Annotated in this window: 19 protein-coding genes; 9 read left to right on the plus strand and 10 right to left on the minus strand. The window is 61.2% G+C overall.

The features are described from left to right. Positions 1–25: 25 nt before the first annotated feature. Positions 26–808 carry an AraC family transcriptional regulator gene (locus NCR98_RS24765; protein ID WP_250527609.1) on the plus strand — a complete coding sequence of 261 codons (783 nt, stop codon included), beginning with the start codon at positions 26–28 and terminating at the stop codon, positions 806–808. Here NCR98_RS24765 and NCR98_RS24770 read toward each other — a convergent pair. The 4 genes from NCR98_RS24770 to NCR98_RS24785 all read right to left on the minus strand — a co-directional run bounded on the left by NCR98_RS24770 (position 805) and on the right by NCR98_RS24785 (position 7,228). Beyond that, positions 805–2,478 carry a cobaltochelatase CobT-related protein gene (locus NCR98_RS24770; protein ID WP_250527610.1) on the minus strand — a complete coding sequence of 558 codons (1,674 nt, stop codon included), beginning with the start codon at positions 2,476–2,478 and terminating at the stop codon, positions 805–807. The genes NCR98_RS24765 and NCR98_RS24770 overlap by 4 nt on opposite strands. Continuing rightward, on the minus strand, positions 2,475–3,665 hold the full coding sequence (locus NCR98_RS24775) for an AAA family ATPase (protein ID WP_250527611.1): 1,191 nt from the start codon (positions 3,663–3,665) through the stop codon (positions 2,475–2,477). The genes NCR98_RS24770 and NCR98_RS24775 overlap by 4 nt, the downstream gene beginning before the upstream one ends. A gap of 62 nt (positions 3,666–3,727) precedes the next feature. Beyond that, complete coding sequence (gene prpF, locus NCR98_RS24780; RefSeq protein WP_502799802.1) at positions 3,728–4,930, minus strand: 2-methylaconitate cis-trans isomerase PrpF; 1,203 nt, start codon at positions 4,928–4,930, stop codon at positions 3,728–3,730. Positions 4,931–4,966: 36 nt separating this feature from the next. Continuing rightward, entirely contained in the window at positions 4,967–7,228 is a 2,262-nt protein-coding gene (locus NCR98_RS24785) for a multicopper oxidase family protein (RefSeq protein ID WP_250527613.1), read from the minus strand. A gap of 472 nt (positions 7,229–7,700) precedes the next feature. Here NCR98_RS24785 and NCR98_RS24790 point away from each other — a divergent pair, with 472 nt between their 5' ends. From NCR98_RS24790 to NCR98_RS24810, 5 genes are read left to right on the plus strand one after another with little or no spacing between them, the layout of a single operon-like run. Further along, positions 7,701–9,305: an ABC transporter substrate-binding protein gene (locus tag NCR98_RS24790; RefSeq protein ID WP_244830896.1), complete on the plus strand. Its 1,605-nt coding sequence runs from the start codon at positions 7,701–7,703 to the stop codon at positions 9,303–9,305. 10 nt (positions 9,306–9,315) lie between these two features. After that, positions 9,316–10,296: an ABC transporter permease gene (locus NCR98_RS24795; RefSeq protein ID WP_250527614.1), complete on the plus strand. Its 981-nt coding sequence runs from the start codon at positions 9,316–9,318 to the stop codon at positions 10,294–10,296. A gap of 44 nt (positions 10,297–10,340) precedes the next feature. After that, the gene (locus NCR98_RS24800; RefSeq protein ID WP_250527615.1) at positions 10,341–11,291 is read left to right on the plus strand and encodes an ABC transporter permease; all 951 of its coding nucleotides are present in this window, start codon (positions 10,341–10,343) and stop codon (positions 11,289–11,291) included. An 11-nt stretch (positions 11,292–11,302) separates the two neighbouring features. Beyond that, the gene (locus NCR98_RS24805; protein ID WP_250527616.1) at positions 11,303–12,991 is read left to right on the plus strand and encodes an ABC transporter ATP-binding protein; all 1,689 of its coding nucleotides are present in this window, start codon (positions 11,303–11,305) and stop codon (positions 12,989–12,991) included. Between the two features lie 29 nt (positions 12,992–13,020). Beyond that, the gene (locus NCR98_RS24810) at positions 13,021–14,220 is read left to right on the plus strand and encodes an acyl-CoA dehydrogenase family protein (RefSeq protein WP_244830892.1); all 1,200 of its coding nucleotides are present in this window, start codon (positions 13,021–13,023) and stop codon (positions 14,218–14,220) included. 153 nt (positions 14,221–14,373) lie between these two features. Here NCR98_RS24810 and NCR98_RS24815 read toward each other — a convergent pair whose 3' ends face one another. The 3 genes from NCR98_RS24815 to NCR98_RS24825 form a co-directional block, all read right to left on the minus strand. Continuing rightward, a complete protein-coding gene (locus NCR98_RS24815) occupies positions 14,374–15,786 on the minus strand; it encodes a cytochrome-c peroxidase (RefSeq protein WP_502799808.1) in 1,413 nt (470 codons plus the stop codon). 97 nt (positions 15,787–15,883) lie between these two features. Beyond that, a complete protein-coding gene (locus tag NCR98_RS24820) occupies positions 15,884–17,566 on the minus strand; it encodes a phospholipase C (protein ID WP_250494509.1) in 1,683 nt (560 codons plus the stop codon). A gap of 175 nt (positions 17,567–17,741) precedes the next feature. After that, the gene (locus NCR98_RS24825) at positions 17,742–18,617 is read right to left on the minus strand and encodes an aldo/keto reductase family oxidoreductase (protein WP_250527617.1); all 876 of its coding nucleotides are present in this window, start codon (positions 18,615–18,617) and stop codon (positions 17,742–17,744) included. 90 nt (positions 18,618–18,707) lie between these two features. Between NCR98_RS24825 and NCR98_RS24830 the strand changes: the two genes are divergently transcribed. Both NCR98_RS24830 and NCR98_RS24835 read left to right on the plus strand, forming a co-directional pair. Then, the gene (locus NCR98_RS24830) at positions 18,708–19,370 is read left to right on the plus strand and encodes a TetR/AcrR family transcriptional regulator (RefSeq protein ID WP_250469255.1); all 663 of its coding nucleotides are present in this window, start codon (positions 18,708–18,710) and stop codon (positions 19,368–19,370) included. Positions 19,371–19,455: 85 nt separating this feature from the next. Then, complete coding sequence (locus NCR98_RS24835) at positions 19,456–20,100, plus strand: DsbA family oxidoreductase (RefSeq protein WP_250527618.1); 645 nt, start codon at positions 19,456–19,458, stop codon at positions 20,098–20,100. Positions 20,101–20,117: 17 nt separating this feature from the next. Here NCR98_RS24835 and NCR98_RS24840 read toward each other — a convergent pair whose 3' ends face one another. Continuing rightward, on the minus strand, positions 20,118–20,591 hold the full coding sequence (locus NCR98_RS24840) for a hypothetical protein (protein ID WP_244830887.1): 474 nt from the start codon (positions 20,589–20,591) through the stop codon (positions 20,118–20,120). 213 nt (positions 20,592–20,804) lie between these two features. Between NCR98_RS24840 and NCR98_RS24845 the strand changes: the two genes are divergently transcribed. Beyond that, entirely contained in the window at positions 20,805–22,001 is a 1,197-nt protein-coding gene (locus NCR98_RS24845; protein WP_250527619.1) for an L-dopachrome tautomerase-related protein, read from the plus strand. A 361-nt stretch (positions 22,002–22,362) separates the two neighbouring features. Here NCR98_RS24845 and NCR98_RS24850 read toward each other — a convergent pair whose 3' ends face one another. Then, positions 22,363–23,847 carry an MmgE/PrpD family protein gene (locus tag NCR98_RS24850; protein WP_250527620.1) on the minus strand — a complete coding sequence of 495 codons (1,485 nt, stop codon included), beginning with the start codon at positions 23,845–23,847 and terminating at the stop codon, positions 22,363–22,365. Positions 23,848–24,004: 157 nt separating this feature from the next. Further along, entirely contained in the window at positions 24,005–24,133 is a 129-nt protein-coding gene (locus NCR98_RS33390; RefSeq protein ID WP_284503466.1) for a hypothetical protein, read from the minus strand. Positions 24,134–24,145 lie beyond the last annotated feature (12 nt).

Here is a 24,145-nt window from a genome sequence, read left to right on the forward strand (position 1 = left end):
AGCCAATCGATACGGCAAACCGGCCATGACTACCCCGCTCATTCGCCCCGACCTCGTCACTTCGCCAGACGGGCCTTTCCTCGCTGCCGCCGAACTCACGCAAGCCGCGCCGCGCGAAATGTCCCTGCACAGTCACGCGCGCGGACAGTTGATGGGCGCGTTGAGCGGCCTCATGTCGATAGGTCTCGAATCTCACCGCTGGGTCGTGCCCGCCATTCATGCGATCTGGATTCCGCCGCATCGCGCGCATTCGGTGCGGTCTTTCGGGCCGTTCGCGGGATGGAGCGTGTTCATTGCCGAAGCGCGCTGCGAGGCCTTGCCGAAGGAACCGCGAGCCATCCGCGCAAGCGCGCTCATGCGCGAGGCCGTGCATCGCGCGGCGACATGGCCGGGCGAACCGCTCGATGCATCGCAGGCGCGTATCGCGGATGTCATCATCGACGAACTCGCGGCTGCGCACGACGAGCCGCTTCATCTGCCGCGTCCCGCCGATGCCGCGCTCGTCAAGATAACGGATGCGCTCGGCCGCGATCTCGCTGACAATCGCCGTCTGGATGAATGGGCCGCGTGGGCAGGCGTGTCGGCTCGGACGTTGAGCCGTCGCTTCATCGCGGATACGGGGTTGACCTTCGCGCAGTGGCGTCAGCAAGCACGCATGTTGCGTTCGCTGGAACGCGTGGCGGATGGCGCGCCGGTGACGACCATCGCGCTGGAACTCGGCTATGAAAACATCAGCGCATTCATCGATGTGTTTCGCCGCACCTTCGGCACGACGCCCGGCCGCTATATGGCGAGGAAGCGCGTTTAGATGTGTTCCAGCATCCATTCCCGATGCCCGAGCAGTGTCTGCCCCAGCACTTCGAACGCCGCCGCGGGCAACTGCTGAAGCTCTTCCACGACGCTGCATACGGGATAGAACTCTTCGACCGCGTCATCGAGTATTCCGATACCAATGAGTTCCACCTTACGCGCGAGCACTTCGCGCACACGCTCGCGCAGATCGCTACGCAAAAGCGCGGGATGACCTTCTCCCGTCGCCGGATAACCGTCCGACAAAACCATCAGTATGCGACGGCGCGCACGTCTCGCGAGCAATCGTTCGGCGGCCCAGGTCAGCGCTTCGCCATCGGGATTTTCGTGGCCGCATGCTATGCGCGCAAGCCCGCTGAGATTGGCCGAATCGAAGCGCTTAAAGACTTGCAAATCGAGTCTTTCGACAAAGCGATTGAAGCCTTCGGGCGGCGTGTGTCCACTAGAGAGCCAGCGCTCGTAATAAGCGCGCATGTCCGCGTCTTCTATCGAGCTATAGCCCAGCACTTCGCATGCGAAGCCGAGTTGTTCGAGCGCGTCGCACAGCGCGGTCGCGCATAGCCGTGCAAGTTCGATCTTGCGTCCAGCCATGGAGCCGCTTCGATCGATCAGCAGCGTGACGGCGGCATCGCGGCCGGGACGCGCGCGTGCCGCACGAAACGGCGTGCGATAGCCAGGCGATGTTGCAAGACGCACGAGCGACGGCCGGTCGAGTTCGCCGCGTTCCTGTTCGCGCTGCCAGTGCGTTTGTTCGTCGGCCTTCAATGCGCGTTCAAGACGTGCCTTCAACGGCCCTGTTTGTGCGCGCGCCAGCGTGCGCAGCTTGCGCCATGCGGTGGGGTCGCCCATGCCGGTGAGATCGGTCACGCGATCGAATTCCGTGGTGAGGGGAACGGAGCGTGTCGGTCGTTCGATCGGCGATGCATTGCGTTCGGGCGCGATGGCATCGCCTTGAGAATCGGGCGAGGAATCGTCGAGTGGCGCCGCGCTGGAATGCGCGGGCGTCGACTCTTCGCTGCTTGCGTCGTATTCGGGCTCGGATGCCGACTCGTGGTCCACGATGAACATCATGTTGTTGATGTCGCCCGCCGATAGCGCTGCAATGCGTTCGAGCGCGCGCATTGCAAGACGCACGCTTTGTTCCGTCGATACGCTCGCACGCCCTTCGCGCAGGATATCTTCCATCACATGAAGCGCCGTGCCCAACGATGGCGTGTCCTCCACGGCCGTCGCTTGCTCGTTCCAGAGCGCGCGTTCGACGCGCCAAGCAAATTGCTCGCGCCAACTGAGCTTCTGCCAGCCGCCAAGCACGAGTTCCTGCCGATGCTCGCGGTACGAACGCAATAACGCTTCGGCACCGGGGTAAGCATCGAGCAGAAGGGCGCACGCGCGTCTGTCGTCGAGTGCGCGAGCGATACCGCGTGCACCTGCTGCCGTCTTGTCGAGTGCGTCTGAATCGCAATGACAATGCCGCGCGACGAGCAAGTCGAGATAGCCCTTAACCGTGTCGTTTTGCGTCGTCGGGTCGAGCGTATCCGGCAGCAAAAGCAGCTTGCCGCGCACGACAGGCCCGTCCGGTGAGAAGCCGATTTCCAGATCGTCACGACGAGCCAGCGTGCGCGCGAGCTTCGCGAGATTGTCGTCATCCATCGGCGTCGATGCGTTCATCTCGCGATGTAATGCTGCACGATATCGCGGATCAACGCGGCGTCCTCGGCGCTGACCTTGGCGTAGATCGTCGGACCCGCGGCGGCTTCCGGGTCGCCGCTTCTCAGCATGAGCGCGGTCCAGTCGAGCAGCCTGCGCGTGGAGAACGCGCTCGACAGATCTTCGCGCGCGAAGGCAGCGCGACAGTCCGCCGCGATGGAGGCAAGCGTCGTCGCCATGGATGCGCTCACTCCTTCGCCGAAGGTACGCACGAGCACCTCGGCTTCATCGGTGGGAGAAAGGTAGTCGAATTGATACACGCGCCAGCGGTCGAGGAACGCCTCGTTCATCACGTTGGCGCCCTGATACAAGTGCCGATATTGACTCATCGCGCCGACTGCATTGGCTGTCGCAAACAATCTAAACGAGGGATGCGGCGTCACGATCTCGTTGCCCTTCTCCTTGAGCAGGAGACGTCCGCCGGGTTCCAGCACGGCGGTGAGGACGGCGAGTATCGCGGGTTCGGCAAAGTCCACTTCGTCGACGATCAGCCAGAGACCTTCGCGCATGGCGGTGGGCAACACGCCGTCGATCCAGATGGTCTCGCCGCCCTTGACGGTCCAGAAGCCGACGAAGTCGCCGACTGTCGTCTGGCCGTTCATGTTCGAGCGCAGCGCGCCCTGATTCGTATGCGCGGCGACTTGTTCGATGAGGCTCGTCTTGCCCGTTCCCGTATGCCCGATCAGCAAGAGGCGCCGGTTCTCGACGATGTCCAAGAGGATGTCGCGTGAGCGTGCCGCGAAGAGATAGGCCGGGTTCCGTGCGGGAACGAAGGGTCCGCCCGCACCCGTCGGCATGGGCACGGAGTCGATCACCGTGCTGCCCACCATGCTCACGACGCCCACGCTTGCAACGGCCGCACGCTTCAAGTCCTGCATGAACGCATGACGGTTTGGAGACGACGCCTGATTTTCCCGATGCTTCACGAAGCCTTCACGCCGCCACTTTTGCAGCTTGGCTTCGAGATTGTCGAGGTCGACCACTGTATCGACACGGACTTCGCCCGCATTCAGACGATGCAGGATGCGATACAGATGCGGCCGGTCCGCGTGACTGACCGTCCATTGGCCGGCGTTTGCATCGGCGGGATGAACATAGACGCCGACGTGAGACGCGTCGCGCGTGGAAGATTCGAAAGAGGCGTTCATGAAAGGCGAGGCGCGGGCGATGACCTGTGCGAGGGTGCATCAAAAGTTACGCCACGTCCAGCTTACTTCATCGTGACCGACGACGGCACGAAGACGAAACCTTCCATCAGACGCCGCGCGCTGCGGCTCATGATGGCTTTTGTCACGGTCCAGCTTCCGTCGCGTTGCTCGGCTTTCGCGCCCACTTCGAGACTGCCGGAAGGATGCCCGAAGCGCACCGGTGCGTGCGCATTCGCGACGAGCCGGTTGACGACCGTCCCCGGAATGGCCGCCGCGACGGCGATAGCCACGGCGCCCGTGCCCGTCATCGCGTGATGCAGCTTGCCCATGGAAAAGATGCGCGCGTTGATGTCGAGCGCGCTCGCATCGACATGCTTGCCGCTCGATGCGACATAGCTCGCGGGCTTCGCGACGAAGGCGAGCTTCGGGGTATGCGGGCGCGATTGCGTGGCTTCGTCGGCTGACGCGGCGAGACCCATGCGCACCGCGGCGTGAGCGCGAATGGCTTCGGCTCGTTGCAGCAAAACGCTGTCGCTGTTCACGTCGCGCTGCAGTTCGCTGTCTTTCAAGCCGAGCGATGCCGCATCCACGAAAATGGCCGGGTTTCCCGCGTTGATCATGGTCATTTCGACCGGGCCGACGCCGGGCACGTCGAGCACGTCGATAGCGTTGCCGGTCGGAAACATGCTCTCGTTTGCATCGCCGGCCGGATCGAGGAATTCGATCTTTATCTCGGCTGCGGGGAAGGTCACGCCGTCGAGTTCGAAGTCGCCTTCTTCGACCACTTCGCCGTCTTTCATCGGCACATGCGCGATGATCTTCGCGCCGATATTCGCCTGCCAGATGCGCACGGTGGCCGTGCCGTTACGCGGGGCATCGACGAGACCCTGCGCGATGGCGAACGGACCGACCGCCGCAGTCAAGTTGCCGCAATTGCCGGACCAGTCGACCACCGGCCGGTCGATGGCGACCTGACCGAAGCGATAGTCCACGTCGCAATCTTCACGCGAGGAAGGACCGATGATCACGACCTTGCTCGTGCTGGAGGTCGCGCCGCCCAAGCCGTCGATATGCTGGCCATAAGGGTCGGGGCTGCCGATCACGCGTAGCAGGACGGCGTCGCGCACGGCAGCGTCGGCGGGTAGCCAGTCGTCGCGAAAAAATACGCCCTTGCTGGTGCCGCCGCGCATGTAGACGGTCTGAAACTTCGACTGAGCCAAGATGATTCTCCGGGTGTGCACGCATTCGATGTCTTCATTAAACATCAAAACGTCCCGACCCGGATAACTTACAAACGCATCTCAACGCCTGGCATAGTCTTTCGCCGAACACAGCGAGGCTGCCAGCGCGACTTGCGTTTCATCCTCGCCGCGCAGACGCGCGAGCCACTTGCCCGCGTTTGCCGATGCAGTAGCGAACGGCGCGGTCACGCGTTGCAGATAGGCTGTCATCGGCGAGACGATACTGACGTTCTCCATCATGCCGCGATCTTCGTGATCGAGGATATGGCAATGCATGACGAATTCGCCCGTGAAGTCCTGATAGATCGTGCGCATGGAAAGCTGATACCCGGCCTTGATGAAAAGCGTATCGCGCTCCACGCCTTGCAGGTTGCAGTACTCCGTGTCGCCGGTTTGAAGCTCTTCGTCGGTGCAACCCCCCGAGCCATTGAAAATGGAGTTGCCGGCTGCGTTCTTGATGTCGATGATCCTGAACGGATTCGTGTGAATGTGAAACACGTGTGTGGCGAAGGCCGTGGCAGAGACGTTCCATTGATCGATGTTGCCGAGCACGCCGGTGTAAGCAGTGACGCTCGGATCGTAGCTCTTGCCGTTGATGGTGAATGCGGGCGGCTTGATGTCGAACACAGCAGGCACGACGTTGACCACCTTGCCATCGACCGGCACACTGGGCGCGAACGCTCGCAACGTAAGCGATGCGAGATCCGTCTTCGCGGGTTCCGCGAGCGTGGGATTGGCCGCGACCAGTTGATTGCGAATGTATTGCCAGTAGCGCGAGTGATTGCCGACCGTGGTGTTCGGAATGTTGACGCCGGGACCGACACGCGCGAGCGACAACAGACGCCGGTCCTTCGCCTTCGATGAATTGGTTCTGAAGTTGATGGTCGCGGAAGCCGAGGCGGCTTCGTCGAGTATGCAATACACACCCGGCGATGGAAAGGCCACGAGCACGTCGCTGCGGTAGCCGGGGTTCATCGAATTGACGTCCTTTTCGACCATCGCGTTCATGGTGATGCCGTCTTCGGCGAACTCGAGTTGCTTGACGGTTTCACCGCTGCAGAGTTGATCGAGCGTCAGGGTCTGCGACGTCTTGGTGTTGTCCTTCGCGAGCGCCGAGGCTGCCGCGCTCGTCGCCGTGTTAACCTGCGCCGCGCTCAAGGACTGCGAATCCGCCACGCCAACGGCCGAGAGATTTGCACGCACGATCTTCACATTGATGGTGTCGCGATTGCCGCCATGCACCATGCGAAGACGGCGCACTTCGCCTGCGGGTACGAAGGTCGTGGCGCTCGGAAAGACTGGCTGAACCACGCCGTTGATCTGCGTATAACGGCCGGATATTTGCCACGTCGAATTGAACTGCCCCGTGTGACCGGGCCGCGGGTCCTGAACGAAGGAAAGCTGGTTCGTATAGCCGCGAATTTCGCCGACCTTTCCAGATGGGCAGATCCATTCGAAAGTGGTCGGGTCGGCCAATGGCACGGTGGATTGCGCGTCGCTGAAGCAGCCGTATTCGATCTGCTGAAACAGCATGACGTGTTCGCGCATCGGCAAGGGCAACAGCAGGAAGCGGCGATGCAGGATGGTGTCGATATCGGCGCTGCCATCGACGACGCCACGGCGCGCCTGACGTGAACCGCGCACGATCAGCACGCCGGCCATGCCGCTCGCGACATCGATGGCGGTCGAGCCGTGCAGATGCGCGTGATACCAGAACGTGCCGGAGGGATGCGTCGACGGAATGTTGTAGACGTATTGCTGCGACTGCTGAGGCAGCACCGTCAGCAGCACGTTGTCCGACTTGCCGGAAGGCGAGACATGCAGACCGTGCGTATGGATGTTCGTGTGATTGAAGCAATGCGGCGTGGAGTGATCCGGATTGTCCGGGCAGTCGTCCACGGGATCGTTCACCTGCAACCTGTTGTTGAGCTTCAGCCTTAGCGCGGCGCCCGGCTTGATGCTGATGGTCGGCCCGGATGGGCAGCCATTGTACGAACGCATCGACACGGTATCGAAGGCGTTGGTGGAGGGGTTGTAGATGCGGTAGCTGCCCTTTTGCACCGACAGCGTGACCGAGGCCGAATTACCCGATGGATTCAGCCCTTGCAAGCACTGAAGCCGCGCGAGTATCGAAGCAAGCCCGCCCGGCGTTGCGACCGCTGTGTTGTCCGCCGTGGTGTCGGAGTCGTCGCTGAGATCGTCGAACGAACGTGTGGTCAGCGTGCTCGACGTGCTCTGCGCGAAGCTCATAGCAGGCGCGAATGCACAAGCAAGAAGCACGATCGGCAGAGCGCTTTTGAAACGACGAACGAGGGATTTCATGATCCGCTCCTTGCATGGACGAACACGGTTGGCTCGCTGCAAGAGGACATTAGGTGATTGGAAGAATGTCGTATCCCTAATCTTTTTCGATCTGTTCGCTTCACCACACGATGGCCCGAGCGAGACGGTAAAAGCCGGTTGGCGTTGAAATCCGTGAGAGGGGAATATGAAAGGAAACCGAAGGGCGATGCCTCGGCGTCATCGCTTGCATGGAATTAGATCGGAACCCGAAACAATCTTCAGATGCGACGAAATTCATCGCATCAATGCCATGGATTCATGTCTGACGATTAGGCGAAGTCGTCCGCGCACTCCCAATCCCGTCATAAGCTTTCCACCCGTTCGTGCTTTTGCATATGCAAATCGATTCGTTCGCGTCCGCGTGACGGCGTTTTAACGTGTGCGCTGCGGCAGCAGCCCAGCAACGCCGCCAAGATCATCGACGACAGACGAAACAAAGGAACGGCAATACATGGCAGGCATCGATCGACGGGGATTTCTCATTTCATCGGGCGCGGCGCTCGCGTCCGCAAGCCTGTCCTCACTGGCGTTCGCTCAGGGCGACGCCGGAAGTCCGAAGCGCGGCGGCACGCTCAACATGCTGATCAATCCCGAGCCGCCCGTGCTCGTATCCATCTTTCAGACGACGGGGCCCGCGCTCGTCGCCAGTTCGAAAGTGCTGGAAGGCTTGCTCGCCTACGACTTCGATCTGAAACCGAAAGCGCAATTGGCGACCGCATGGAACGTAAGCCCGGACGGTCTCAAGTACACGTTCACGCTGCGCGAGAACGTCAAGTGGCACGACGGCCAGCCGTTCAGCTCGGCCGATGTCGCGTTTTCCATCGATTTGCTCAAGTCGATCCATCCTCGCGGGCGTAGCACGTTTGCCAACGTGGTGAAGGTCTCGACGCCCGATGCGCGCACCGCCGTGATCGAATTGTCGAAGCCCGCACCGTATCTGTTGAAGGCGTTGTCGGCGGGCGAATCGCCGATGGTCCCGAAGCATCTCTACGCCACGGGCGACCCGCTCTCGAATCCGCACAACAACGCACCAGTCGGCACGGGACCGTTCCGCTTCAAGTCGTGGACACGCGGCGCGAATATCGTCTATGAGCGCAACCCGGACTACTGGGATGCGGGCAAGCCGTATATCGATTCGCTCGTGTTCAAGGTCATTCCCGACGCGGCGGCGCGTTCCGCTGCGTTCGAAACCGGCGCGCTCGATCTCGGCGGCGAGAATCCGGTGCCGCTCACGGACTTGCCGCGTCTTGGGCAACTGCCGCAGCTTGCCACGGAAACGCGCGGGTATCGTTTTCTTCAGCCGCAATCGGAGATCGACTTCAATCTCGATCATCCGATCCTGAAGGATCTGCGCGTGCGTCAGGCCATTGCGCACGCCATCAATCCGCAGATAGTGCAGCGCACGATTGCATACGGTTACGCCGATATTTCGCCGACACCGATCACGCCTGCATCGCCCTATCACGACGCCAAGATCACGCCCTATGCGTTCGATACGGCGAGCGCCGAGAAGCTGCTCGATGCGGCGGGTTATCCGCGCAAGAACGGCGGGCCGCGTTTCAGTCTCACGCATGACTTCCTGCCTTATGGCGATATGCATCGGCGTCAGGCGGACTATGTGAAGTCGGCGCTCTCGCGCGTGGGGATCGACGTGACAGTGCGCTCGCAGGACTTGCCTTCGTTCCTGAAGCGCGTGTATGCGGACCGCCAGTTCGACTTCACCAGCATAGGCGTGAATACGCTGTTCGATCCGAGCGTGGGCGTGCAGCGTCTCTATTGGTCGAAGAATATTCGTCCGGGCGTGCCGTTTTCCAATGCGCCGCACTACAGCAATGCGGAAGTCGATACGCTGCTCGAATCGGCATCCGTGGAAACGGATGAAGGCAAACGGGTCGCGCTTTATCAGCAGTTCCAGCAGATCGTGAATCGCGACTTGCCTGTTCTGAACCTCATCGCGCCGCGCATGATCACGGTCGCCAACAAGCGCGTGCATAACCACACGGTGTCGGCGCAAGGTCTGGAAGGCAATCTCGCCGATGTCTGGCTGAGCGCGTGAAGGCATCCAAATGAGCCGACGCACGCGCCTCGCCGCCATCGTTCGCCGCACGGCGTGGCAAGCCGTGCCGACGATGCTTGCCATCGTGATCCTCAACTTCTTCCTGCTGAAGCTCATGCCGGGCGATGCCGCCGATGTCATCGCGGGAGAGTCCGGCTCGGCCACGACGGAGAGCTTGCAAGCATTGCGCGCGAAGTTCGGTCTCGATCAGACGGTGCTCCATCAGTTGTGGTCGTATCTCTCGCATCTCGCGCACGGCAGTCTTGGTTTCTCGCCGCGTTACGACGCGCCCGTCATGCAGCTAATTCTTTCGCGGTTGCCCAATACACTCATTCTGATGGGCGCGGCACTTGGCATTGCAATCGTGGCGGGCATCGTACTCGGCGCGGTCATGGCGCATTGGGCCGGCAAGTGGCCGGACCGTGTGCTGTCCGTGCTTGCGTTGTTGCTCTATTCGACGCCGGGCTTCTGGGTCGGGCTTCTCGCCATCGTGCTGTTCTCGGTGCATCTCGGCTGGCTGCCGAGCGGCGGCGACGTGACGGTTGGCGCGAACCTTCATGGCTTCGCTTATCTGGCCGATATCGGCAAGCACGTGCTGTTGCCCGCGGTCACGCTCGCCACGTTCTTTGTCGCGATCTATGCGCGTCTCACGCGCGCCGCCATGCTCGAAGTGCAGCGGCAGGACTTCGTGCGCACGGCGCATGCAAAAGGTTTGCATCCGTTGCGCGTCACCGTGCGGCATGTGCTGCGCAATGCGCTGATGCCGCTCACGACGATGGTCGGCATTCACTTCGGTACCTTGCTCGGCGGCGCGGCCGTGACCGAGACGGTGTTCAGTTGGCCAGGGCTTGGCCGCCTCGCGCTCGATGCCGTCATGGCGCGCGACTTCAGCGTTCTGCTCGGCGTCCTGCTGCTTTCGTCGCTGCTCGTGATCGTGGCGAACGTGGTGGTCGATCTGTTGCAGGCATGGCTCGATCCGCGTATAGCCTGATACGCCCGGCACGCCCGACACGCCTGACATTCATTCGAGGACGCATGGCTTCCGATTCCCCCGAACTCGTTTCATCCCATGCCTCGCCCTGGCGGCGTCAGCTCGCGGGCGCGTTGTTCGGCACCCGCCGTGGTGAAGGCGCACCCACGGCCCGCGCGCGGCGTGGCGCATGGCACGCGTTATTGCGCAACCCTTCGGCGCTTGCGGGACTCGTGTTGCTCGCGGCGTTCATCGTGCTTGCGTTGAGCGCGCCGCACTTCTATCCGGGCGATCCGCTCGACATGGTAGCGGTTCCATTCGAATGGCCTGGCGCCGATCCGATGTATCGCCTCGGCACCGATTCGCTTGGCCGAGATGTCGCTGCGGGCGTAGCCCACGGCACGCGCGTGTCGCTACTGATCGGCGCATCGGCGGCTGCGATCGGCTTGTTGATCGGCACGCTCGTGGGCGCTATCGGCGGCTTCTTCGGCGGTCTCGTCGATGATCTGCTCGTGCGTATCACCGAACTCTTTCAGACCGTGCCGTCGTTCCTGCTCGTGATCGTGATCGTCGCTATAGGACGGCCCAGCGTGACGATCATTGCGCTTGCCATCGGCATTGCTTCGTGGCCCACGGTCGCGCGAATCGTGCGTGCCGAGTTCCGCACCTTGCGTCAGTCGGACTTCGTGCTTGCGGCGCGCAGCCAGGGCTTCAGCAACGCGCGCATCATCTTCGGCGAGATTCTGCCGAACGCGTTGCCGCCGGTGATCGTCACTGCATCCGTGATGGTGGCGAGCGCCATCCTGATCGAATCGTCGCTTTCGTTTCTCGGCATGGGCGACCCGAACGTCGTCACGTGGGGCGGCATGATCGGCGCGGGACGCGATTCGCTGCGTACCGCGTGGTATCTGACGGCGATACCGGGCGCGGCCATCGTGCTCGCCGTGCTCGCATTGAACCTGCTCGGCGACGGTCTCAACGACGCACTCAACCCGCGCATGCGCGAACGACCATGACGAGGCGCGACGTGGCCAATCTACTTGAAGTGCGCGACCTGCGCGTGAGCTTCGGCGCGCAACACGCGGTGCGCGGCATCGACCTCAATATCGCGGAAGGCGAGACGCTGGCGCTCGTCGGCGAATCGGGCTGCGGCAAGTCCGCGACCGCGCTTTCGCTCATGCGTCTCGTGCCGGAGCCCGGCCGCGTGACGGGCAGCGTGCGTTTCGACGGACGCGATCTGCTTGCGCTGGCCCCACGTGAAATGCGTGCGATGCGCGGCCGACAGATATCGATGATCTTCCAGGAGCCGATGACATCGCTCAATCCGGTGCTGTCGATCGGCGCGCAGATCGTCGAGACCTTGCGGCAGCATGAGGCGCTCTCGAAGGAAGCCGCGCATAAACGTGCCATCGAATTGCTCGACCTCGTGCATATTCCCGAGCCGCAGCGGCGCGTGTCCGACTATCCGCATGAGCTTTCGGGCGGGCAACGTCAGCGCGTGATGATCGCCATGGCGGTGGCGTGCAGGCCGCGTCTTCTCATCGCCGATGAACCCACCACCGCGCTCGATGTGACCATTCAGGCGCGCATCCTCGAATTGCTCGCGGAGTTGCGGCGCGAACTCTCGATGTCGTTGTTGCTCATCACGCACGACCTCGGCGTCGTCGCGAACCATGCGGACCGGGTGGCGGTGATGCTTGCGGGCGAGAATGTCGAGGAAGCGAGCGTGGAGCAGCTTTTTACCGCGCCCAGCCATGCCTATACACGGGGATTGCTCGGGGCCTCGTTGAATCTGTCCGGCGAGTTGCATTATCGCGAGTGGAAGCTGCCGGAGATAAGGCACACCGTCACCGAAGACGGTAAGCCCGTCTTCGACGTTACGCCGCTTGCGCCGCATCGGATCGTGCCGACCGCACAGGCGGACGATGTGCCCTTGCTTTCAGTGCGGGATTTATCGGTGCATTACGCGCATCGTCATGGCAAGGACTTGCTGCGTGCGGTCGATGGCGTGTCGTTCGACATCGCACGCGGTGAGACGGTCGGTCTCGTTGGCGAATCGGGTTGCGGAAAGTCCACGCTATCGAAGGCGATCATGCGGCTCGTGCCGTCCGCTGCCGGCGTTATCCAACTGCGCGGCACCGACCTCGCACCGCTTTCCGAACGTGCCTTGCGCCCGCTGCGCCGTCAGGTGCAGATGGTGTTCCAGGACCCGTATGCGTCGCTCAATCCGCGTCGTAGCGTGGGTGAAATACTCGAAGCGGTGCTGGAAGTAAATGGCATCGGCGATGGCAAGACACGGCGTGCACGCGCTGCGGCCATTCTCGATCGCGTCGGTTTGCCCAGTGCCGCGCTCGGGCGCTATCCGCATGAATTTTCGGGCGGTCAGCGTCAGCGCATAGGCATTGCGCGTGCGCTGATTCTCGAACCCGCGCTTCTTATCTGCGATGAACCCGTGTCCGCGCTCGACGTATCCATACAGGCGCAGATTCTCAATCTGCTGGTCGAACTCAAGCGCGATCTCGGGCTTGCGTATCTCTTCATCTCGCACGATCTTTCGGTGGTGCGCTATATCGCGGACCGCGTGCATGTGATGCAGGGCGGACGCATCGTGGAGAGTGGACATCATCGCGAGATATGGCGAGCGCCGTGGCATGCTTATACGCGCACGCTGCTCGAAGCCATTCCGGTGAAGCAATTCGATGCGGAAGCCGCATGACACAGAACCATTCAAACAAGGAAGAAGGTATGTCACAACAGGACCCGCGCCAGGCCGCGCTCGATGCGCTGCCCACGCTCGCCGAGGCGATCGGCGAAGATGCAGCCGCACGCGAGGTGCGCCGCGAGTTGCCCTTCGAGGGCTTCGCATTGTTTCGTCAGTCGGGTCTTGGCAAGCTGCGCTTGCCGGTGGAATGGGGCGGTCTCGGCGGGTCGCTCGAAGACGTGTTTCATGTGATCGCCACGCTTGCCGCGCATGAAAGCAATGTCGCGCATGCGCTGCGTATTCACTTCGATCAGACCGAAGCGCTGTTGCTCTCGCCCCGCACGCCGTTCAACGAATTGCAGATCAGGCGCGTGGTGGATGGCGCGATCTTCGGCGGAGCTTCGACCGAAGCGGGCACGTCGCGTCCCGGCGAGATCACGACCCGTTTGCAGCGCGACGGGGAGCACTTTCGACTGAGCGGCCGCAAATATTACTCGACTGGCACGGCGTTCTCGGACTACGCGCGCCTCAACGTGCAGGACGAAAACGGCGATGCGGCCGTTGCCATCGTGCCCGTGCAACGTGAGGGTTTTCGCGTGATCGACGACTGGGACGGCATGGGCCAGCGCATGACGGCAAGCGGCAGTCTCGAGTTCGACAATCTGCTCGTGCATGCCGATGAAGTCACGCCGCGCGTGCAGTCGACGCTCACGGGACGTCATGGCGGCGCGTTGCGTCAGTTGCATCTCGTGACGGTGGCGGCGGGCATCGTGCGCAATATCGTCGCGGATGCAAAGCGTTATGTGCTGAAGCATGGCCGGCCGGTGATGCACAGCACCGCGCCCACCGCGCGCGAGGATGCGTTCATTCAGCAGGTGATCGGCGAACTGAGTGCGCATAGTCACAGCATCGATGCACTGGTGCGCGAAAACGCGCGCGAGTTGGAGCGTTCCGCACAAGCCATTCGCAATGGCGTTGCGAATGCCGAGGCGCTCGTGCTCGAAGGCGCGCTTGCGACGGCGCGCACGCAGATCGTGGTCAGCAAGCTCGCGCTGTTTGCAGGCGAGCGGATGTTCGAGGCGGGCGGTGCATCGGCGACTTCCCGGGCGCATAACTTCGACCGGCACTGGCGCAATCTGCGGACCATCTTCAGCCACAACCCGCTGCTGCACAAGGCACGCGTGATCGGTGACTACGAATTGAACGGCGTGACCACCCATTTGACCGAAGGGAAGGTTTTCTAAGCTGCATTGACGCCGTTCACCGGACGAGGCACGGCGAAGTGTCCAGCGCTCGCGTAGGTTTTCAGCGCAAAGGTGAACCGCGAACTTCTGGACGCGGCAGCCCGAGTCGCGCTTCATCGCCTTCATCACGAGGCGATGAAGCCATCGCAAAGCTCAGGGCTTGTAGCCGTCGTTCAACGTCTGCAGGAACGCGACGATGTCGCGAATATCCGCGTCCGTCATCGCGGGCTTGTCGCCGAACTTGCGGTCGAACGGCGCGTCCTTGTCATCGATATTCGCGTGATACCGCGGCGGCAGATCGTCGTACTTACGCACCGCGCCCTTCGCGTCTTTCGAATAGAACTTTTGCGGCGCGGTATTGCGCTCGTTGTAGAAGGCCATCACGTCGTCGAGCGAATGATAGATGCCGTTGTGAAAGAACGCGTGGCGCGTAGCGACGTTGCGCAGCGTCGGCGTGAGGAACATGCCGCAATACTGCGTCTGGTCGCGCAGATCGTCACGGAAAGGTCCGCATACGCCCATGTCGAAGAACTTCGGATCGTGATTGATCGCGAGCTTGTCGTTGCGCGGCACGCCAAGCGACTCATACTGATAATCCGTGAACATGGGCGGCAGGCCATCGCCGCCAGGCTTCGACAAATGGCATCCCGCGCAATTGGCCTTGGCGGGATCGTTGAAGAGGTGCAGGCCGTGCAACTCCGCTTGCGTGAGGCGCGTCTTGCCTTCGAGCCAGTAGTCGTACTTGCTCGTATAAGGATGAAACGCCTGTTCCTCAACCTGATAACGCGCCACCGCGAACATGGCTTCCGACACGGCCAGGCCGCGCGTATCGAAGATGCGCGGGCCGAAGAGCTTTTCGAATTCGCCCTTGTAGGCCGTATGCGCGAGCTTGCCGGACACTTCGTCGAGACTCGTGTTCGCCATCTCGACCGGGTTCAGCATGGGACCGGATGCCTGTGCCTGCAAGGTATCCGCGCGGCCGTCCCAGAAGAGGCCGCCTTGTGGAACCAGCGCGGGTGCGGCGGGCGCCACGCCTGCGTTCTTCGTGGCGCGTTGCGTGCTTTTGGCCTGATCGGCGAGTTGCGCGAGATCGGGCGGGGCGTCGGCATCGCCTGCATCGGGACCAATGCTGAAGTTCGGTTGCCGATACAGATACATGAGCGAAGGCGGCGGCCGATAACCCTGCAAGCTCAAATGCGGTCCGCCTTCCTGCACGGACAGATCATTGGATGGCCCGAACGAATGGGCCGGGTCATGGCATGACGCGCACGACTGCTTGCCGGATGCGGAAAGCGTCTTGTCGAAGAAGATGTTCTTGCCGAGTTGCGCGACCGCACTCAGTTGCACGGCCGGCGGACGCTGCAAGACAACCGGCGCGGGATTCGCGCCGGTCAGGTTTTCCACGATCTCGCCGACGGCCGCAGGCACATGTGATGGATACATCAACGCAAACGCACCGAACGCGCCTGCGGCGATCACGAGGGCAGCAACGCCGCGTAACGCATGACGCCTGAGCGGCGGCTTGTGAAGGGAACGACCGAAGGGGGGTTCGACAGTAGCGGACATGTGCGGATGAGTTCGGAAAAACGCGATGTCGCCGGCGAGCGGCGACACGATACGAGTGGCGATGGCGCGCATTGAACGCGCACGCCATGCGCCACCTTCAGATTGCGGGCACCGATGCGACCGGCGAACCGAGCGACTGATCGACGAAGACCTTCGGGTTGTTGCCCTTGCCCGAGAAGTCGAACATGCCCATGATGCTGCCGGCCGTGGCGTCGAACGAACCGCTGCCGAGACGCGTCGAACCAAGCCAGTTGTCTTCGATGAAGCGCACCACCGAAGCCTGCGAGATCGCCGTGTGATCGACGTAATTCACCTTCGCCCAAGGCGAGATTACGAGAAACGGAATGCGCGTGCCCGGACCGCAGCGGCCATTCACCGCGCCGCCGTTCACGCCGACAGGCGCCGCGCCCGAGCCGCATTTGCCCGCACCGTTCAACTGGTCGGCTTGCGGATCGAACGACGATGAAGTCGGTACCGCATAAGCGTGGTCGTACCAGCCATCCGAGTCATCCCATGCAACGATCACGGCCGTCGTGTTCCAGTCCGGCTGTTGCTGCAGGAAGTTCACGATCTTCGACGTGAAAGCCTGCTCGTCGAGCGGATCGGAATAGCCCGCATGGCCGTCCTGGAACGCGGGCGCCTTGATGAAGCTCACCGAAGGGTAGTTGCCGGCCTTCACCGCAGCGAAGAAGTCGTCGCTATCGTATTCGTGATTCGCGGGCTCGGCGGTCTTGCCATCCGCCTCCAGCGACGAACCGATGGCCGCCGTCGAACTCGGACGCAAATGCTGCGGATTCGCCGTCGACGCGTAGTACTGGAACCAGTTGTGATGTGCAACGTAGTCGGCCGTGGATGCATTGACCACGTTCGAGAAGGTCGCGCGCTTGCAACCGGTCGAGCCATCGCTGTTCACGGTGGCGAGATTGAAGCCGCCCATGAAGCCGCCCCACGTGATGCTCTTCGCATTGAGCAAGTCGCCGATGTTCTTCGAGGTCATCAACGCCTGATCCGTCGTGCTCGAACAGACGTCGTTGGCGGGATCGACATCGTTGATCATCGAGAAGCCGCCTTGACCGTCGGCGACATAGTACGAGCCCGATGCCGTCGTCAGGTTGAACACGGGCTTGCTCGTCTTCACGATCTGCATGCCGTTGTTCTGGCCGGAGACGACTTCGAGCGCGCCGGGCGTGGACGGGCCGTAGGTGTCGGTGTACGCGTTGTCGCTCATCGCGAAGTTTTGCGCGTAGTTCCACAACGCGGCGACCGTGTTGCCGTCGTAATAGCCCATGACTTGGCCTGCCGTGCCGAATGCACCCGCGCCGCCGCTCGAACCCTTTCCCGTGTATTTCGGGAAGAGATCGGCTGCACCGTTGTTATAGGCTTGTTGTTCCGCGGTGTAAGCGTGGTTCTGGTCGGCGGTCGCGGCTTGCGTGCGATCGAGCCGGAACGGGTTGGCGGCAGCCGCGCCGTTCAGCGTGTTGACGAAGTTCGGGTTGGCCGTGAGCAGCGTGCCAGTGAGGCCATTGACCGTCGGCGTGCCGGCGGCCGCCGTGAAGGCGGGCTCGCCCGCGGGGTTGGCGGCGTTCGGGTAGGTTGCGAAGTAGTGATCGAACGAGACGTTCTCGTTGAAGATCACGACTACGTGCTTGATGGGCGTGGCGGTGACGAGCTTGTTTTGCGCGCTCTGTTGAGCGTTGTTGTCGTGATCGCTGCCGCAGGCGTAGAGGCCGAAGGCGGCGATCGCGGCCGATGTTGCGACCATGATGGCTCGACGAAACATGAAGGAACTCCGGGGGTCGATGTGATTTTGTTTGATGAGGCGCAAAGGCTTCTCCTCGACGCGGATTACAACACTCGCGTGTTGCGCGTCGAAGTCGAAGCGCTTTCGCACCTCTTACTTCACATTGACGATTCGGCGTATTCCGGCGTGTTTCCGATCCGACTCCGTAAGGCTCTTATTTCGCGGCAGCCCCAATGCCGTTCAGTTCCTCGATCACTTCCGGCGACAATTCGAGGCCCGCACTTTCGATGTTCTGCCGCAAATGCGCGCGTGAGGACGTACCCGGAATGAGCAGGATGTTTTGCGAGCGTTGCAGAAGCCATGCAAGCGCTACTTGCATGGTGGTGGCGCTCACCTGTTGCGCGACGCGATTCAAGATGTCGGATTGCAAGGGCGAGAAGCCGCCGAGCGGAAAAAACGGCACATACGCTATGCCTTGCTGCGCAAGATGATCGATCATGGCGTCGTCGCCGCGATGCGCGAGGTTGTACTGGTTCTGCACGCAGACAATGGGCGTGATGCTCTGTCCTTGCGCGAGTTGCTTCGCCGTGACGTTGCTCAGGCCGATATGCCGGATGAGGCCCTTGCGCTGCAATTCCGCAAGCGTCGTAACCTGTTCCTCGATATCGCCTTCAGCGGGACCGGCTATGTCGAACATGACGCGCATGTTCACGACGTCCAGCACGTCGAGGCCGAGATTGCGCAGATTGTCGTGCACGGCAGATTCGAGTTCGGCGGGAGACCGCGCGAGATTCCACGATGCGTCGTCGCCGCGTTTGGCCCCCACCTTGGTGACGATCACGAGATCGTCGCGATACGGATAGAGCGCTTCACGAATCAGTCGATTGGTCACGTGCGGGCCGTAAAAGTCGCTCGTGTCGAGATGCGTGATGCCGCTGTCGATCGCTTCACGCAGCACGGCGATGGCTTCGTCTTGGTCCTTGGGCGGGCCGAACACATGCGGCCCTGCGAGTTGCATGGCGCCGTAACCCATGCGCGTCACGGACGATTCGCCGAGTTGATAGAGGCCAGCGCGGTTTGCGTCGGTCATTGCAATGCTCCTTGCATCCGTCGATGCGAAATGGATTCTTGAAACTGCTCGTCTATAATACGAATAATCCTTCAGATTGTGCATTCGCATATGTCGAGCGACAACAAGACCGCGTTGAAGCCCCGCAAGCTGCCGCGCCAGGCGCGTTCGCAGGCCACCGTCGATGCAATCTTCGACGCCACTATTCAGGTTTTGCTGGCCGATGGTTTGCAGCGGCTCACCACCATTCGCGTGGCCGAGAGGGCCGGTGTGTCCATCGGCACCTTGTATCAATACTTTCCGCACAAGCAGGCGTTGTTGTTCGCGGTGCTGGAGCGGCATCTCGGCAGAGTAGGCGACGTGCTCCAGCAGGCGGCGGAGTCGGTGCATGGCGAGTCGCTGGCGACCATGGTGTCTACAGTCGTGGAGGCATTCGTACGAGCAAAGACCGCACGCATAGATGAAGCGCGCGCGCTGTATGCGGTCGCGGCCGAACTCGATGTGCGGGAGCTTGCGCAAGGCGCGGAACGCCGAAGCCGCGCTACGCTCGTTGCCATGCTTGCGACAGCGTCGGACGCCATCTTCGACGATCTCAATACCACTGCCTTCATGCTCGCAGCGGCGATGGTTGGACCCACGCGCTTGATGGTCGAAGGCGGAGCACCGCGCGCCATGTTGCGGGCCCTGCCGCGTCAACTCGAGTCGCTATGTCTGGGTTATCTGGAGCGAGAGGCAAGGCCGCGCGCGCGGTTGAAGCGCACTGGCGCTTCGTGAGTACGGCGTGCATGGGGCGGAGTTAGCCAGCCTTCGAGTTTTGAGCTAGGCTTGATGTCTCGACTCAACTCATGGCTGCAAAATCATGTCTCGTCCCCTGCAAATCGACTTCGTTTCCGACATCGCGTGCCCGTGGTGCGCCGTTGGTCTTTCGTCATTGCAACGCGCGCTGGAACGCCTAGGCGATACCGTCGATGCAACCATCACGCTGCATCCGTTCGAACTGAACCCGGACATGGGTCCGGAAGGCGAGCGTATTGTCGATTACCTGGGCAGGAAGTACGGCCGCACGCCCGAGCAAATAAAGGAAGCGCAAGCGATGATCCGCGAGCGTGGCGCGAGCGCCGGCTTTACCTTTGGTCAGCGCGATCGGGTGTACAACACATTCGATGCACATCGGTTGCTGCACTGGGCGCGTATCGAAGGCAAGCAAGTGCCGCTCAAGCTCGAACTCCTGCGTGCGTATCATTCCGATGGTAAAAACCCGAGCAATCGAGATGTATTGATCGAAGCCGCCAAGGCCGTCGGGCTCGACGGCGACGCCGCGCGTGAAGTGTTGACGAGCGGTGCGTATGCGAACGAAGTCCGAGACGAGGAACGCGAGTTCCAGCAACTCGGCATCAGTTCGGTGCCCGCGATCATCTTCGATCGACAATATCTCGTGAGCGGTGGCCAGCCCGTGGAAGCGTTCGAGGAGGCCATCCGCAAGATCGTCGCCGAGGCGCAGTAAGGAAACGAAGGGCGCGCTTACTTGGCTGCGCCGACGAGCGAGAAAGCGTCCCAGGTCGGATCGATAGGCGTGTGCGGATTGTGCGTGAGCGCTTCAGCCACGAGCGGTTCGCATGCGCCGTAATCCGAACCGACACTGTCGCTATGCGCTTGTGGGAAGTTCACGCCCGTGACCTGACCGCCCCAACGATTGACGGTCGCGGTCATGCTGCACTTGCCAGCCCCACCCACCTTCAAATCCAGCACGAGCGCGTTCAAGTCGAGCGCCGCATCGGAGTTGGAAAAATTCCACTGCACTTCCATACGGTCGCTTGGGCTATTGCGATCCACGAGCTTCATGGTCTTGTCGGGAATGCCGACGGACTGCACCAGATCGAGCACATTGGAGCCGATGAGCGCGCCGTCGGTGTTGCGGGCTTCATGCGTTCGAATGGCGCTACATCCTGTCAGCAACGTGAAAAGAAAAGCGAAAGCGATCGTCAAACGTGACATGCGGGCTCCTTTCGATGAGCGTATCGATTGATGAAACGGCGCGCGTCCCTCGAATGGTGCAGGATTGCCGAACGACGCGAACCGCCTGAATACTGGTGCGACACCTCTGCTGCGGGCTGGTTCCAAACTTGCGGCATCGGTTTATGTGTTGAACACGGGTTACTCGCTTTCAACGCGCCACGGAAACAGTCCAAGCCATGCGAAGGAGACTTGATGCACAACGATGAATCACGACAATCGAACATGCGGCGACGCGTGCTTGCTTCCATCGGCGCGGGTTTGCTCGGCACGATGAGTGTGGGTGCAGCGACGCAGACGGCATTTGCTGCAGGTGCAAAAAACGCGCCTCGTCTGGAAACCGTGGCAACTTTCGACGATGATTTTCGTCTCGTGGGAATCGGCGTATCGAAGGAGGGGCGTGTGTTCGCCACGGCGCCGGCTTCGGCGAAGCGATCGCGTTACAGCATGGTTGAAGTCGATACGAAGACCGGCGCGCTCACGCCGTTTCCCGACGAAAGCTGGAATGTTTTCAAACCGGATGAAGATGGTTCGCATCAGTGGATCTCGGTACAAGCGCTATGGGTCGATGAACAGGACCATCTGTGGGCGCTCGACTCGTCGCTGACATCGGTCGATCAGACACGTCAGCCACCGAAGCTGATCGAGTTCGATCTGGCTACGAAGAAGATCGTGCGTCGGTTCGACTATGGCAGTGTGGTGACGCCGAAGGACTCGCTCAACGACATTCGCGTCGATCTGAAACACGGCTACGTGTATTTGAGCAATGCTGCAAATCAGGGCGGCGTGGCAGTGACGAACCTTGCAACTGGCGAGTCGCGTCTCGTGCTCGCGGGCGACAAGTCGAGCGTGTCGGACCCGCAGCAGCATCTCATGTTCCGCGATCAGATTGCGCGCAAGGGCGATGGCAGCGTCCTCGTCTTACAGACCGATGGCATTGCGCTTTCGCCCGATCGCGAATGGCTTTATTACCGGCCGCTCACGGATCACCACTATTGGCGAGTGCCGACCAAGGCGCTTATCGATACGTCGCTTTCTGCTGACGCCCTATCGAAAAAGGTGCAGTTTCTCGGCGACGGCGCGTTGACCGGCGGTCTCATCATGAGTCCAGCTGGCGTGCTATACGGTGGCGATCTGGAGAACCGGACCGTGGTGGGCTTCGATGTCGTCGAGAAGAATGGCAAGCCCGGGCTCGTGCAGAAGACGCTGGTAGGCAAGCATCCGCAGCTTTCATGGGCAGATGGCTTTGCTATTCAAAACGGCTACTTGTATATCGCGGATTCGCATTTGCATGAGTTGAACAACTTCTCCAATCCTTACCCGCGCGAAGGCAAGTTCGCGATCTTTCGCGTGCGCTTGCCGAAGCAGCCGGCGCATGGGTTGGCGGGTTGAGTTTAGCCTGGCGGTTGATGCTGCGGCTCATCGACGGATTGCCTCAAGCGAGTCAAGCAAGGGCCACGCACTTGTCAGTTCGCTTCGCATTTCGTCGATGAGCCATTGCGCGACTTGCCGCGCAGGCTCCGAAGGATTCGACGAGCGATGTTTGACCACACCAGTGACAGCCCTTCGCTACATGACGACTCCGTGCTGGCACCACCTTGCCTTCGTTAAGCGGTGCCGCTATTGCCAGCAACCATCCGGGGACAATGCGACGCACAGAGTTCGAAACTGCGTGGACTGAAGGGCAGTCGGTCGGATCGGTTGATGAGGTATCGGTTTGGAGCACTTGCTTGGCTGAGTCTGTATGCACGATTCAACGTGGAAGCGCCGCCAACGCAATATCGCCCGCGTTCCCTAATTGCTCGACCTGCCAGCATTTATCCATCAACGCGCGAGTTTGCTCGGGCGAGAGAATGCCATCGGCGAGATCGGAGAACTTCTTCTCCAATTGCTGATCGGTCATCGGCACTTCGGTACTGCCGATAGCATGCTGAATATACTTGTGCAGCTTGTGGCCGTCCTTCAGCACGATCGTCATGTCGACCTGTTCCGGTTTTATCGCGGGATCGATGATCGCATTCACCTTGTCGCGCAACGCGATGGTGTTCGGGTCGCGCACCTTCGCATCGCTGAACTGCTTCTCACCGGCCGCGCCGTCGATGATCGCAATCGCTACCGCATGATAGATGCTGAACTTTCCTTCGAGCCCGATCTGCGGCGTCTTCTTCCCCGTCAACTCAAGGACGAGAGGATGCACGCGAAGATCGATACGTTCTATTTGATCCGCTTGCAGCTTGTTTTCGTTGCGAAGCTGAATTGCAGCGTCTATTGCCGGATGAATGACGATGCCGCATGCAAACGGCTTGTACGTATTCAAGGTCGATTCGTAATGCGATCCCAGACCTTCGGTAATCTCGCGGTAATCCTGCTTCGTACTGATGGTGTTGGCCCATCCGCGCTTGGCTTCGATCATGCCGTCAGAACTCGTGTAATCCCTTGCCGCCAATAAGGCCGCGAAGATGCCGTTCGCGGCGGCACGACCCGGATTGAAGCTCTTGTTCATCGAGCCGAATGACTCGCGCAGTCCTACCGGTTGCGACGCTGCAAGTCCCAGCGCCCATACCATTTGCTGAACGCTCAGTCCCATGAGCTTGCCGGTCGCGACGGCCGAACCGAATACGCCGCATGTTCCGGTGATGTGCCAGCCGACATCGTAGTGGTTGGGATACACGGCATTGCCAATGCGCAGTTCGGTTTCGACGCCCAGCACGAGTGCGTTGAGGAAGTCCTTGCCCGACACCGGTTGGTATTGCGAGAACGCGAGGATCGCGGATGCCACGGGACCTGCTGGGTGAATGATCGTCTTGAGATGCGTGTCGTCGTAGTCGAAGATATGACTGCTGACGCCATTGATAAACGCCGCGTTCATGATGTCGAAGCGCTCGGCGCGGCCCAGCAGATTGGCTTGTGGCGGACCCGAGAATGGCGTGAGCGCGGCGACGGCGCGACTGACGGTTTCATCGTGCGAGCCGCCCACCGCGACGCCGACCCAGTTCATGAGCGTGCGCACGCCTTCCTTGCGTGCTGGCGCGGGCAAGTCCTGGTAGCTCGTCTTGCAGATGAACTCCGCAAGCATGCGTGTGACTTTCGGCGGGCGGGCGTTGGGTGCGCTTGCGGGCGCAGGTGTTGAAGCCGAAGCCGCGTTAGATTGAGCGAACGCAGCCGGACTGACGGTAGCCGATGCCAAGGCACCCGCTGCGCTGGTCCTGAGAAAATTACGACGGTCGAATGCGGACATTTTCTTTGTCTCCTTGAGTACTCATGCCGTGATAGATGGCTCGGTATCGCGGCGAGCAGGTTTCGCTCCCGAAGAGATCAGACTCACGGTCCTCCAGCGTGATAGGACCTCTCCTTGACAGCCTCGTTCAGCAACTGTTATTAATAATGGTTATCATTTAGCCTGAATCGATCACGCCGCTGGCTTGCGTGACCATCGCGCTTGCAACTTCTGCTCGGCCATCTGTTTCGATGCCATCGGCGTCGGTCACACGGCGCGTGTCCGCGACGGGACACAGTGCACTCATGAACTCAAGGAT

The organism is Caballeronia sp. GAWG2-1 (assembly GCF_023631405.1).
Lineage (GTDB): Bacteria > Pseudomonadota > Gammaproteobacteria > Burkholderiales > Burkholderiaceae > Caballeronia.

What these genes read in the sequence shown, in the direction of transcription:
- NCR98_RS24845 (WP_250527619.1), top strand. Translation starts at nt 20,805, where the DNA reads ATGCACAACGATGAATCACGACAATCGAACATGCGGCGACGCGTGCTT.
- NCR98_RS24790 (WP_244830896.1), top strand. Translation starts at nt 7,701, where the DNA reads ATGGCAGGCATCGATCGACGGGGATTTCTCATTTCATCGGGCGCGGCG.
- NCR98_RS24810 (WP_244830892.1), top strand. Translation starts at nt 13,021, where the DNA reads ATGTCACAACAGGACCCGCGCCAGGCCGCGCTCGATGCGCTGCCCACG.
- NCR98_RS24795 (WP_250527614.1), top strand. Translation starts at nt 9,316, where the DNA reads ATGAGCCGACGCACGCGCCTCGCCGCCATCGTTCGCCGCACGGCGTGG.
- NCR98_RS24820 (WP_250494509.1), bottom strand. Translation starts at nt 17,566, where the DNA reads ATGTTTCGTCGAGCCATCATGGTCGCAACATCGGCCGCGATCGCCGCC.
- NCR98_RS24770 (WP_250527610.1), bottom strand. Translation starts at nt 2,478, where the DNA reads ATGAACGCATCGACGCCGATGGATGACGACAATCTCGCGAAGCTCGCG.
- NCR98_RS24825 (WP_250527617.1), bottom strand. Translation starts at nt 18,617, where the DNA reads ATGACCGACGCAAACCGCGCTGGCCTCTATCAACTCGGCGAATCGTCC.
- NCR98_RS24765 (WP_250527609.1), top strand. Translation starts at nt 26, where the DNA reads ATGACTACCCCGCTCATTCGCCCCGACCTCGTCACTTCGCCAGACGGG.
- NCR98_RS24775 (WP_250527611.1), bottom strand. Translation starts at nt 3,665, where the DNA reads ATGAACGCCTCTTTCGAATCTTCCACGCGCGACGCGTCTCACGTCGGC.
- prpF (WP_502799802.1), bottom strand. Translation starts at nt 4,930, where the DNA reads ATGTTTAATGAAGACATCGAATGCGTGCACACCCGGAGAATCATCTTG.
- NCR98_RS24785 (WP_250527613.1), bottom strand. Translation starts at nt 7,228, where the DNA reads ATGAAATCCCTCGTTCGTCGTTTCAAAAGCGCTCTGCCGATCGTGCTT.
- NCR98_RS24840 (WP_244830887.1), bottom strand. Translation starts at nt 20,591, where the DNA reads ATGTCACGTTTGACGATCGCTTTCGCTTTTCTTTTCACGTTGCTGACA.
- NCR98_RS24830 (WP_250469255.1), top strand. Translation starts at nt 18,708, where the DNA reads ATGTCGAGCGACAACAAGACCGCGTTGAAGCCCCGCAAGCTGCCGCGC.
- NCR98_RS24835 (WP_250527618.1), top strand. Translation starts at nt 19,456, where the DNA reads ATGTCTCGTCCCCTGCAAATCGACTTCGTTTCCGACATCGCGTGCCCG.
- NCR98_RS24815 (WP_502799808.1), bottom strand. Translation starts at nt 15,786, where the DNA reads ATGTCCGCTACTGTCGAACCCCCCTTCGGTCGTTCCCTTCACAAGCCG.
- NCR98_RS24800 (WP_250527615.1), top strand. Translation starts at nt 10,341, where the DNA reads ATGGCTTCCGATTCCCCCGAACTCGTTTCATCCCATGCCTCGCCCTGG.
- NCR98_RS24850 (WP_250527620.1), bottom strand. Translation starts at nt 23,847, where the DNA reads ATGTCCGCATTCGACCGTCGTAATTTTCTCAGGACCAGCGCAGCGGGT.
- NCR98_RS33390 (WP_284503466.1), bottom strand. Translation starts at nt 24,133, where the DNA reads ATGAGTGCACTGTGTCCCGTCGCGGACACGCGCCGTGTGACCGACGCC.